General features: G+C 64.6%; 10 protein-coding genes and 1 pseudogene. 9 read left to right on the top strand and 2 right to left on the bottom strand.

Annotated elements, in window-relative coordinates; translation table 11 throughout:
* Positions 1-197, top strand: a pseudogene (locus DK926_RS15445) (IS30 family transposase); the annotation flags it as partial.
* A gap of 51 nt (positions 198-248) precedes the next feature.
* On the opposite strand, the gene DK926_RS15440 reads toward DK926_RS15445, so the two are convergent.
* Positions 249-2,120 (bottom strand): glycosyltransferase, encoded by a 1,872-nt coding sequence (locus tag DK926_RS15440; protein ID WP_114331140.1) that lies wholly within the window; start codon positions 2,118-2,120, stop codon positions 249-251.
* A gap of 185 nt (positions 2,121-2,305) precedes the next feature.
* Between DK926_RS15440 and DK926_RS15435 the strand changes: the two genes are divergently transcribed.
* Genes DK926_RS15435 through DK926_RS15415 form a run of 5 tightly spaced genes read left to right on the top strand, consistent with a single transcriptional unit; the run spans position 2,306 to position 7,839 of the window.
* A complete protein-coding gene (locus tag DK926_RS15435) occupies positions 2,306-4,597 on the top strand; it encodes a hypothetical protein (RefSeq protein ID WP_207890831.1) in 2,292 nt (763 codons plus the stop codon).
* 14 nt (positions 4,598-4,611) lie between these two features.
* Complete coding sequence (locus DK926_RS15430) at positions 4,612-5,643, top strand: glycosyltransferase (RefSeq protein WP_207890836.1); 1,032 nt, start codon at positions 4,612-4,614, stop codon at positions 5,641-5,643.
* The gene (locus DK926_RS15425) at positions 5,640-6,572 is read left to right on the top strand and encodes an NAD(P)-dependent oxidoreductase (protein WP_068423337.1); all 933 of its coding nucleotides are present in this window, start codon (positions 5,640-5,642) and stop codon (positions 6,570-6,572) included. Before DK926_RS15430 ends, DK926_RS15425 begins: the two co-directional genes overlap by 4 nt.
* Before the next feature lie 17 nt (positions 6,573-6,589).
* A complete protein-coding gene (locus DK926_RS15420) occupies positions 6,590-7,012 on the top strand; it encodes a GtrA family protein (RefSeq protein ID WP_114331139.1) in 423 nt (140 codons plus the stop codon).
* Positions 7,009-7,839 (top strand): glycosyltransferase family A protein, encoded by an 831-nt coding sequence (locus DK926_RS15415; protein ID WP_114331138.1) that lies wholly within the window; start codon positions 7,009-7,011, stop codon positions 7,837-7,839. The genes DK926_RS15420 and DK926_RS15415 overlap by 4 nt, the downstream gene beginning before the upstream one ends.
* On the opposite strand, the gene rfbB is transcribed toward DK926_RS15415, so the two are convergent.
* Positions 7,836-8,840: a dTDP-glucose 4,6-dehydratase gene (gene rfbB, locus DK926_RS15410; RefSeq protein WP_114331171.1), complete on the bottom strand. Its 1,005-nt coding sequence runs from the start codon at positions 8,838-8,840 to the stop codon at positions 7,836-7,838. The genes DK926_RS15415 and rfbB overlap by 4 nt on opposite strands.
* 77 nt (positions 8,841-8,917) lie before the next feature.
* Here rfbB and DK926_RS27045 point away from each other — a divergent pair, with 77 nt between their 5' ends.
* The 3 genes from DK926_RS27045 to DK926_RS15395 are packed head-to-tail and all read left to right on the top strand — an operon-like array spanning position 8,918 to position 11,261.
* Positions 8,918-9,703: a hypothetical protein gene (locus DK926_RS27045; protein ID WP_243636834.1), complete on the top strand. Its 786-nt coding sequence runs from the start codon at positions 8,918-8,920 to the stop codon at positions 9,701-9,703.
* On the top strand, positions 9,700-10,911 hold the full coding sequence (locus DK926_RS15400) for a hypothetical protein (RefSeq protein ID WP_114331137.1): 1,212 nt from the start codon (positions 9,700-9,702) through the stop codon (positions 10,909-10,911). Before DK926_RS27045 ends, DK926_RS15400 begins: the two co-directional genes overlap by 4 nt.
* Positions 10,896-11,261 carry a hypothetical protein gene (locus DK926_RS15395; protein WP_114331136.1) on the top strand — a complete coding sequence of 122 codons (366 nt, stop codon included), beginning with the start codon at positions 10,896-10,898 and terminating at the stop codon, positions 11,259-11,261. Before DK926_RS15400 ends, DK926_RS15395 begins: the two co-directional genes overlap by 16 nt.
* Positions 11,262-11,269 lie beyond the last annotated feature (8 nt).

The raw sequence follows: 11,269 nt of genomic DNA, 5'->3' as shown, positions 1-11,269 counted from the left end.
CGTGGCAACGTGGCACCAACGAGAACACCAACGGACTGCTTCGTCAGTACTTTCCCAAAGGCACCGATCTGTCCGTTCACTCCCCGGAACGGCTCGCCGAGGTCGAGGACCTACTCAACAACCGTCCCCGTAGGACCCTCGGATGGGATACTCCTCTGAAGGCATACGACAAGACGCTCGTTGCGATGACCGCTTGAGACCGCCGTATAGCGGGCTGTACATTCGCGCGCACGTGCGGCGCAGCCGCCTCAGCTGTACAGGCGCGTCCAGTTGTCCCGGCTCGTCAGGTCCGACATCGACACTCGGTAGGTCTCCGAGACGTTGTCCGTCTCGGTCCGTAGCCGGCGCAACGCCGTCACGCCACGCTTGGCCAGGTCGATCGCAGCAGCCTTGTCGCGCTTGCGCACTCGCACGCCTTCCTGCGAACGATCCGTCACGACGGCATGCGCGAACAGCGACACGTGCCACCAATGGGCGTCGTCGGCGCTGATCGCCACCGGGCCGGGCACGACCCGGCCACGCCACTGGTTCAGCACGCGCTTGGCCAACACGGCCCACTCGAGGCTCTTCTTCGGGTGCGGACCGGCAGGCGTGATGAACATGTCGGCCGGGCGGACTCCGGGGACGGCGTTGGCGTCGTAACGCTTCGTCTCGTCGTACGCCGAGCGCTCTCGTCGGATCGCGGCCGCCGCGTCCATACCGCCGTCGGCAAGCTTGCTCGGACCGACGAGGAAGTCCTCGACCGCCTTGATCAGCGTGAACGCCATGCCGTACTGCATCGACACCAGGTAGCGGAACAGGTCGGTGCCGAGCTGACGCGCGAGCTGCCTACCGTCGAGTCCGCCGTGCAGGGCCGCGGTGATCATGCCGTTGCGCAGGTTGAAGTAGCGGTGCCACTCGTCCCAGTCCTTCCACGCGAAATCCGCGTGCCAGACAGCCGCGCCGGGAAGCGTCACCGTCGCGAATCCGTTTGCGCGAGCACGGTATCCGTATTCGATGTCGTCCCACTGGAAGAACAGCGGCAGCGGGTAGCCGATCTGCGACACGATCTCCGACGGGATGAGGCACGACCACCAGCCGTTGTAACCGGCGTCGACGCGCATGTCCTGCTTCTTCTTCAGCGCACTCTTGTCGGCAATCGCATTCTTGACGTGCAGGCCGGCCTCGAGCCGCTGCAGATTGGCGACCTCGGCGCCGACGTGGACGCGGTCGGGGTGCAGCAGGTAGAGCATCTGCGCGCCCACGATCGCCGGTTCGACGGTCTTGTTGGCGAACGAGTTCATCCGGACGATGGCCTCGGGCTCGCACAGCACGTCGTCGTCCATGAACACGACGTTGGCCGGATCGCCGCCCTTGCCCTGCACCTCGTACAAGCCGCGCGTGAATCCGCCTGCACCGCCGAGGTTGGGCTGGGTGATGTAGACGAGCTTGTCGCCGAGCTCGGCCTGCACGCGCTGGAACAGCGGACGCGTCTGCACCTGGTCGGTGCCCTGGTCGACGACGTAGACATTGTCGACACCGTGCAGCGCGATGGGATCGTCGGCCATGGCGGCGACAGTGTTGGCGCAGTCGTCGGCGCGGTTGAACGTGCAGATGACGACGGATGTCGGACGCATCTTCTCGGGTGCGTCGACGGTCCACTCGGCATCCTCGACCGACAGCTCGCCGGACGTCGTCGTGAAGCGGACGAACAGCGCGCCGCCGTCGAGGAACTGTGTGACCTTGGCCGTCAGCACGAGGCGGCTGGGCTGGCCGTCGGTGTCGACGGTCGTGCTCGCGACGGTCCGCTTCTTGCCCTTGTAGTCGGTGGCGACGACGTCGACGCGGCCCGAACCGGTGACGGTCGCGACGAACCGCGCCTCGGTCACCTCTGTCCATCGCTGCCAGTAGCTGGCCGGGAAGCGTCCGAAGTAGCTGTTGGTTTCGACGACGGTGCGCTTGGCGAGCTTCGCGACGTACCGCGAACGTTCGGCGTTGCCCTTCGCCACGGTGGCGTACATATCGGCGCTGACCAGCGGGGACGGACCGTCGAACAGCGTTCGTTGCGCCGTGAGTCCTACCGCGCTTGCCGCGGACCCACCGAGTGGTGCATCGGGACGATTCAGAGCAGTGCCGTCCATACCTCGAGAAACCCCATCTTCGTCGATTTTCCTGCAAAGCCGTCCTGCCAGGCAACCTCGCCGGAGACCATGGTCGCACAGTCCTGTGGAAGACCGTCCCGACGCACGGTACGGCCTGGTCTTTCGGCTGACGAGGTGCACGGACGATACAGTCGTACGGCCCTTGATCACATACGGAGCGAACAGTGACGACCAGCACGATGCAGCACGGACAAGATCCTGGGCTCGGAAGCAGAACCGAACGCCTGGCCTGGGGTGCTGCGGTCGCGGCCGTCGTCGTACTGGGTTATCTGCTGATCCTCGCCGTCGATCCGCGGTTCTTCTACATCGACGACACCGAATCGGGTGCCGTCCCCAACTGGCTGCAACTGGGTCGGATCCTGCGCGACGGCCACTTCCCGTCGCTGGTTCTCGATCAGTGGATGGCAGGCAACTATCCCGTCGAAGGCCAGGGCGGGTTGTGGAACCCGGTACAGATGGCGATCAACTACATCTCGCCGTCCGTCGACAACCTCGTCGTGCTGGCGACGTCGGTGAAGCTCGGATTTTCGATCGTTCTGGCCTGGGGCGTGTACCGCGTCGGACTCGCGTACGGGGCGCGTCCCGCGTGGGCGGCCGTCGCGGGTGCGAGCGCGCCGTTCGTCGGATTCACGCTGTTCTTCGAGAACACCTCGTGGATCACCGCGTTGATGGGCACCGCCTGGATCATGCAGGCCTGGGCAAGTTCCATTTCCTACGCACGCGGCCGCTCCGGCCCGATTCTGCCGTTCGTCTTCCTCTACCTCGCGATCAGCGTCGGTTACGTGCACGCCGCGGTCATGGCAGGCGTGATGATCGGCTCGCTGGCGATCGGCGAGTGGGTGTTCCAGCGTCGCTGGCAGCCGGCCGCACGAGTGGCGACGGTCGGAATCGCGGCCGCGGCGTGCGGCGCGATCACCTTCCTGCCCGGAGTGCTGACGTCGGCCGTCACCTGGCGCAGCGGCGTCGAAGGCGCCTTCAACGACAATTTTCTGACGGCACCCTGGTCGGAGACGCTGACCGCGAGCATCCCGTCGTCGGTGACGAGCATCGAGTCCTGGACTGGTGAGACGACAGCGTCTCCCGTCACGTACATCGCGTGGTTCCTCGTTCCGGCGCTGGCGTTCGTCGCGTGGCAACGCGTTCCCGCCGCTCTTCGCGAATTCACGGCCCCACTGATCCTGCTCGTGTTCGTGCTGGTCTTCACCGCCGGCCCCAGCGACATCGGCCCGATCCGCTGGCCGGCGCGAATCCTCCCGTTCGTCGCCATCCTGGCGTTGATACTCGTGACGACGATCCTCAGCCGCTACGGCACGCTCTCGCGGCTGCGACCCAGAATTCTGGCGGCGTCGTTGCTGGTCCTGATTCTGGTGCTGCGCGCCGGCTCGTCGGGGCCGGAGCTGTTCGGCCGTCACCTCGTGTCCGGGATGCTCATCGCTGTCGTCGGCGGGCTGGCGCTGTTCCTGGCTCGGCGATATGGGTCCAGGGCGACGGCCGCGTTGTTGCTGGTCACGATCGCGCCCGTCGCGATGTATCAGGTCGCGAACTACGACCCGCCGTTCGACAAGTGGTGGCTGCCCGCGTCCCAGTCGGAGGCGCGCTCGGAGTTTCCGAAGTGGGAGGGGTCGACGCTGCAGCTCGGCAATCGTGAGTTGACCGAGACCAGCGCCTCGGAACCCGACGACCCTCGGCTGCCGTGGCATTCACAGGTGTACGGCAATTCGGCCAAGGTGCTGGACCTGGACTACGTCAACGCCTACACACCCGTCGGCTATCTCGACTTCGCCAACCTGCTCTGCTTCGAGCACGAAGGATCCACCTGCCCTGACGCCTATCGGCGCCTTTTTCAGGTCGACGCCTACACCGGCAAGACCTATGCCGATCTGATGCGGCTCGACCGCGTCGTACTGCAGAAGAACCAGTACCCGCTGATCGACGACCAGCCCGCGCCGCCTGGGTGGAAATGGGTCACGCCGCCCACCGCCGACTCGGCTCGCCAGACGTACGTGTTGGAGCGCATCGCGGGACCGCTTCCGAGCGACCAGGGCCGCATCTCGGCGACCGTCGGCGTCACCGCGACGTCGGTCTCGTCGGCCGCGGATTCCGAAGAGGTTCGCGTCACCTCCCCGAACGGTGGCAGCGTCGTGTTCGCGCGGCTCGCCTGGCCCGGCTATACGGCGACGCTGAACGGTGAACCACTGCAGACGAAAGGCATCGGCGACATCTTCCTGTACGTCGACCTACCACCTGGAACATCCGACGCCGACCTGAAGATCGACTTCCGTCCACCCGGTCAACGGATCGGCTTCGCCGGTATGGCGGGCGGCATCGTCGTTCTCGGTCTACTGGTGGTTCTGGACGTGAGGCGACGACGCACGGATCGTCGTGGGGCGACGGTCCTCGAAGAAATCCACGAACCGACCTCGTCGAAACCCAGTACGACGAGTCCGAGCAGATAGGCTCATACCCCGTGATGCCCCCGTCCGATTCATCCCGCGACCCGCACCGCATCTCGATCGTGGTGCCCGTCTATCAGGGCGAGCGGACGCTGCGTGCACTCGTCGACGAGATCCTCCCGCTGACCCAGCCGACGCAGACTCCCGGTGGGCGGCCGATGGTCGTCGAGGAAGTGCTGCTCGTGTTCGACCACGGACCCGACGGTTCCGCCGACGTGATCCGCGAACTCGTCCGCAAACACGACGTCGTTCGCGGCGTCTGGCTGAGCCGGAACTTCGGGCAGCATCCCGCGACGTTGGCGGGTATGGCGTCGAGTGGTGGTGAATGGATCGTCACGATGGACGAGGACGGCCAACACGACCCCGCCGAGATCGGTGGATTGCTCGACACGGCACTGGATCGCCAGTCCTCGTTGGTGTACGCCAAGCCGACGAACGTTGCGCCCCATGGTTTGTGGCGCAACGCCGCATCGCGCGGATCGAAGTGGGTCATCGCCAAAGCGCTCGCCGCGGACAACACCGTCGACTATCAGAGCTTTCGTCTGGTCCTTGGCGAGGTCGGTCGCTCCGTCGCCGCCTACGCCGGATCGGAGGCGTATCTCGACGTGGCGCTCAGCTGGATCGCAGGCGAGGTCACGACGAGTCCCGTCACCTTGCGCGAGGAAGTCGACCGACGGTCGGGATATCGCCTGCGCACGCTGCTGTCCCACTTCTGGCGCATGGTGCTCTCGAGCGGCACCAAGGGACTGCGACTCGTCAGCTTCATCGGAATAGCGTTCGCACTGCTCGGTCTCGTACTGGTGGCGTACGTTCTCGCGTCCTACGTACTGTTCGACGCCAACACCGTCGTCCGCGGGTGGGCGTCGACGATGGTGGTGCTGCTGTTCGGTTTCGGCGCGACGCTGTTCTCCCTGGGCATCGTCGCCGAGTACGTCGGCGTCAACGTCAAGACAGCGATGGGCAAGCCGCCGTACCTGATCGTGGCGGACCCCGCAGACGGGCCGCTCGGCCGCACCGAACGCGCCTCCGACCCCGATTCGCCCGCGTGACAACGACATACACGTGGGTCGTCGGCAGCGGCGGACTGCTCGGATCGGCGGTCTCGCGGGAGCTTCGTCGACGCGGCCACGCCGTCCAGACGTCGGCCGTACCGTGGTCGAATCACGAATCGGCGAAAGACGCTTTACAACAACAATGTTCGTCGTTCTTCGAGAATTTCGACGACGGTGAACCCTGGAATATCGTGTGGGCCGCGGGCGCGGGGGTCAACGGAACGACCCTCGCCGAGTTCGACGCCGAGAACGACCTCATTCGTGCGTTGACCCAGTCGATCGGCAACAGGTCTCGCGAGGGCACACTGTTCCTCGCCTCGTCGGCGGGTGGGGTGTATGCAGGCGCGTCCGGTGCGCCACACCACGAGGACAGCCCGCCCGTGCCGCTGGGCGACTACGGCCGAGCGAAGCTCGAATCCGAGGACATCGCACGGCAATTCGGCGACGCAACCGACGTCAATGTCGTCATGGGCCGCTTCGCCAACCTGTACGGACCCGGGCAGAACCTCGCGAAGCCGCAGGGGCTCATCTCGCATCTGTGCCGCGGATATCTGATGGCATCTCCGGTGTCGATCTACGTCCCGATGGATACGCTGCGCGACTACCTGTTCGTGTCCGACGCGGCCGAAATGGTCGCCGACGCATTGGCATTGACGAAGTCGCGTCGTGAACCCCCGACGGTCAAGATCTTCGCGTCGGGTCACGCCGTCACCATCGGTTCCATTCTCGGCGCGTGCCGAACCGTGTTTCGACGACGCCCCAACGTGGTCCTCGCCGCATCACCGCTGGCCGCGTTCCAGGGGCGCGACTTGCGACTGCGGTCGACGGTGTGGCCCGAGATCGACCGACGGACCCATCGCACACTGCCGGCCGGCATCGCGTCGACACTGGAAGCGACGCGTCGCGCACTCGGAGTCAGCCGGTGAGCGCCCCTCCGGCCGGAATGAGCGGCACACCTGGGCCGCTGATGCGAATCATCAAGAACCAGGCCTTCGCGTTCCTGCTCGTGGGCGGCGTCAACACAGCGCTCGGCACCGCGTGGTTCATCCTGTGGCAATTGCTGATCGGCGAGCGCTTCGGGTACCACGCCGCGATCGTGCTCGGATATCTGTGCAACGTGCTCTGCGCGTTCGCGATGTATCGCTACCTGGTGTTCCGAGTGCGTGGCCACGTCCTACGTGACCTGTGGCGGTTCTTCGTCGTCAACTTCGGGGCGTTCCTGGCGAACATCTCACTGATGACCGTCGCCGTGTCGTTCCTTCACTTCCCGCCCATCCCTTCGCAATTGGTCGTCACGGCGATCATGGCTGTCGCCAGTTTCTTCGGCTACCGCGATTTCTCGTTTCGCAGAAAGACAACAACATGAGCCCACGGGTATCCGTCGTCGTCCCGGCGTACAACAATGCCGAGTACATCGGTGAGACGATCGAATCGATTCTGGGACAGACGTTCACGGACTTCGAATTGATCATCGCAGACCACTCGTCGACCGACGGGACGATGGCCGTCGTCGAGAAGTACGACGACCCACGCATCCGGGTGCTGACGACCGAAGCGGGCGGCGGCGCCAAGCGGAACTGGGATCGCGTCACCGCCGAGGCAGGCGGGGAACTGATCAAGCTCGTGTGCGGTGACGACACCATCCTGTCCACGTCGCTCGCCGCGCAGGTGGCAGCGTTCGACGAGCACCCCTCGGCCGTGCTGGTCGCGTCGCAACGCACGTTGATCGACGCCTACGGCAAGACGTTCATCGCCGCCCGCGGGCTCGACGGATTGTCGGGGTTGACGTCCGGTCGAGACGCTGCGCGCGCCGCAGTTCGGGCAGGCGCCAACATCTTCGGCGAACCGGGCTGCGTCATGATGAAGCGCGAGGTTCTCGAGCGAATCGGGCTGTGGGACAACGCTCATCCCTATCTGATCGACCAGGCCACGTTCATCGGCGTCGCACTGCACGGCGACGTCGTCGCGATACCGCAGCCGCTGGCGACGTTTCGGATCAATTCCGGCCAGTGGAGCGTCGGACTCGCGACGGAACAGGCACGCCAGGCCGCGGACTTCCACCGGAGCCTGAGCGCAGCTCATCCGGGCCTGCTGTCCGCCGCCGACGTACGGCTCGGGAACGCGAAGGCGCTCGCCACGTCGTTCATGCGACGTGGCGTCTACCTGCTACTCCGAAATCGCATGTCCCGCTAGGACAGAACCGACTCGGTCTGCGCGTACGCCGATTCGGTCGCGTCCTTCTGCGGGCGCCACCACTCCTCGTTCTCGCGATACCAGTCGACGGTCGCCTTCAAACCGCTGCGGAAGTCCACATACTGTGGCGTCCAACCCAATTCGGTCCTGAGCTTGGTCGAGTCGATCGCGTAGCGAAGGTCGTGGCCCGGGCGATCGGTGACGAAATCGAAGGCATCGCCGGCCTGGCCGGTCTCTTCGAGGATGGTCTCCAGGACCTCGCGGTTGCTCTTCTCGCCGTCGGCGCCGATCAGGTAGGTCTCGCCGATCACACCCTTGTCGATGATGGTCCAGACCGCGCTGTTGTGGTCGTCGACGTGGATCCAGTCGCGGACGTTCTTGCCTTCGCCGTACAGCTTGGGTCGTCGGCCCGACAGTATGTTGGTGATCTGACGGGGGATGAACTTCTCGACATGCTGGTAAGGACCGTAGTTGTTGGAGCAGTTGGAGATCGTGGCCCGGACTCCGAAGCTCCGCGCCCATGCACGGACCAGGAGATCGCTCGACGCCTTCGTCGACGAGTAGGGACTCGACGGGTTGTACGGCGTCGACTCGGTGAACCGCGCCGGGTCGTCCAGCTCGAGGTCGCCGTAGACCTCGTCGGTGGAGATGTGGTGGTAGCGGACGTCGTGCTCGCGGACCGACTGCAGAAGCGTCGTCGTGCCGATGACGTTGGTGTGCACGAACGGCCACGGGTTGGCGAGGCTGTTGTCGTTGTGCGACTCGGCGGCGAAGTGCACGACGAGATCGGTGTCCCTGACCAGACTCTCGACGAGCTTCTGGTCGGCGATGTCGCCTTCCACGAACTCGATTCGGTCCTCGATCGAGCTGAGCGATTCCCGATTTCCCGCGTACGTCAGGGCGTCGAGCACCGTTACTTCGGCGTCAGGCCGCTCGGCGACGGTTTGATGGACGAAATTTGCACCGATGAACCCAGCGCCCCCGGTCACGAGCAGTTTCATGGTCATGACCCTACCGGTCCCGGCGGGTTCGTCGGGACGTCGTGTTAGCGTTCGGCGCGACTTCGGGGGGAGTGCATATGGGATTGCGTAGACGGCTTCTGCTGCTGGCAGGAAGCCTGGCGGTGTTCAACCTGGTGCTGTGGGGGATACCGAAACTGGCGCCGGAGGTGCCGGGAAGATACGAGGGCGTGGCGGGTACGACGTCGCCGCGGCCCGCAGGTTCGGTCGTCCGAACGACAGATCCACCTTTGCCGTCGGGATTTCCGTCGATGGAATTCCCGCCGCCGAAAATCGACGTTCCCGACGGGCAGCCACAGCCCATCGCCACCAAGTTCGGGTTGACGTACGACATACCGGCGGATTGGCGGAACTTCTCAGGCGGGGTTGCAGGTTGGAGCACCGGCGGTGAATCGGTCGTCTACGGGGCCATCGGTGACTACGGCTACAAGTACTGCCCAGAATCGGACGGATCGTCCCTGGCCGTCTCGGGAATGACCGGCCGAAGCGGATCGACCGTTGCCGACGCAGCTCTCGACGCAGCCCACGGTGCCGAGATCATCTTTGGAGACTCAGATGCACCCGCACCCACTCTGCACTATTCCGGACCGCTCTCCATCACAATTGATGGAGAGCCTGCCGTTCGATACACAGTTCGCGCGGAGAACGTTCACCGCAGCGAAAGTTGCGATCCCTCCGAAGCCACGTTCGACGTCGTGGCCACGACAGGCTTTGCGACGGCACCTATCGCTGTCTTCATGGTCGAACTACACCAAGGTCTCGACCGATCTCTGGACCATTCAGTTGCCGACACCATAATCTCGACCATTCGACGAAGCGATCCGACCGTAGGAGCTGCCGAGTGACGAAAGAAGTCTTCCGCGTCTACGCGAGCGAAGTCGCGGGTTTGGGCAAGCTCGCGGACCGCATCGGGCAACAGACTCTGGCAAGCCACCGCTACATCGATGAACACGCAGGACTCAGCGAGACCATCCCCGGTCAAGTCCTTCAACGCCTCGCACCCTTCATCGCGCACTACCAGGAGTACACGCGATCGCGGCACGTCCACCTGTCCGCCAACTGCTGCTACATCGGCGACGAACTTCGGAAGGCCGCCTGGCTCTACGTCGACCTGGAAAAGAAGAACTACGACGCCCTCAATGCCCACACCGACTTGATTCCGGTTCCGGTACCCCAACCAGGCACCTCTGAAAGTCCTGCGGTCGGTGCCGTCGAGGACTACCCCACCCCGGTCGACTACGGCGGACCCTCCGGCATCGGCTATCCCCCACCGAATCCGGCCGTCGACGAAACCCGTGAGGTGATCGACGACGCCGCCGGGTGGCTCGGGGAAGTGGACAGCACGATCTTCGAACTGAGCGGGTGGAGTCCGCTGAACGAAGTGACGCTGCCACTGAGCGGTAATTGGAACGAGATCAGACGCCTCGGCGAAGCATTCGACATTGCGGGCAGCGCCATGGAAGCCGCCGCCGAATCGCTCGAGAACGGGGTCCGCCGCGTCGACGAATACTGGGACGGACTGGCCGCACAAGCATTCTCGGACTACTCACAACGGCAAGTCGCAGCGATGTACTGGGAAGGGCCGTGCGGACGAACGATTCACGCACTGTCGGAAATCATCACCGAACAGATCAAGAACGGCGTCCGAACCGTCGTCGGAAAGCTCGCCGAGATGCTCGAAGCCGAAGTCGACCTGGGCTCCGGTCGATCCGCGATGAAGGTCGCGCTCAAGAAGGTTCCGTTCGTCGGGACAGCCTGGCAAGTGGCGAGCATTGTCGAGATCATTTGGAAGACAATGGACTTGACGATGGACCTCGTACGCAGAATCGAGGACGCCGTCGACCAGTTCGGTCGTTTTCTCGACGCTATCACCGATCCGGAAGGGCAGATCAGCCGACGAATAGACCACCACCTCGAACCGTTCAACCAAGCTCTCGACAGGGGGAAGATGGCCGTCGATACCGCCAAGACGGCCGACATCACTCCGGTGGTCTTGACGCCCGACGAGAAATTCTCCGTCGGTGAAGGCACAGCTCCGTGGCAGGACGCATGATCGGCGAGCCTGTCGCGGGGATTGCGTACAACCGGGTGCTCGACGCGGTCGGCCTGCTGGAGAACACACGTCGTCACGCCGACAGCGTCGACGTGGGTGCGCCGCGGCCGCGTACCGCCGTCACCGCGCTGTTGTTGGACCGGCTGTCTCGATCCCCTCGTGCGTCCGGTGAGCTGAAGATATATGCAGCACACGTCGCGGCCGGTGACACCACGTGGGACCGCATCGAAATCGACGCCCGGCCGATACCTCCGGAGGTTTCCGAACTTCGAGCCGATCCGATGGTCGACTGGCCCGCGAATTGGCCGATCGAACCGGACGACCAGCCGTATCGCATCCCGTGGCAGTGATAGCGGGC

Source organism: Rhodococcus sp. Eu-32 (assembly GCF_003336925.1).
GTDB classification, from domain to species: Bacteria; Actinomycetota; Actinomycetes; order Mycobacteriales; family Mycobacteriaceae; genus Rhodococcoides; species Rhodococcoides kyotonensis_B.
Note: the sequence above shows the minus strand (reverse complement) of the source record. Positions and strands in the feature narration are given on the sequence as shown.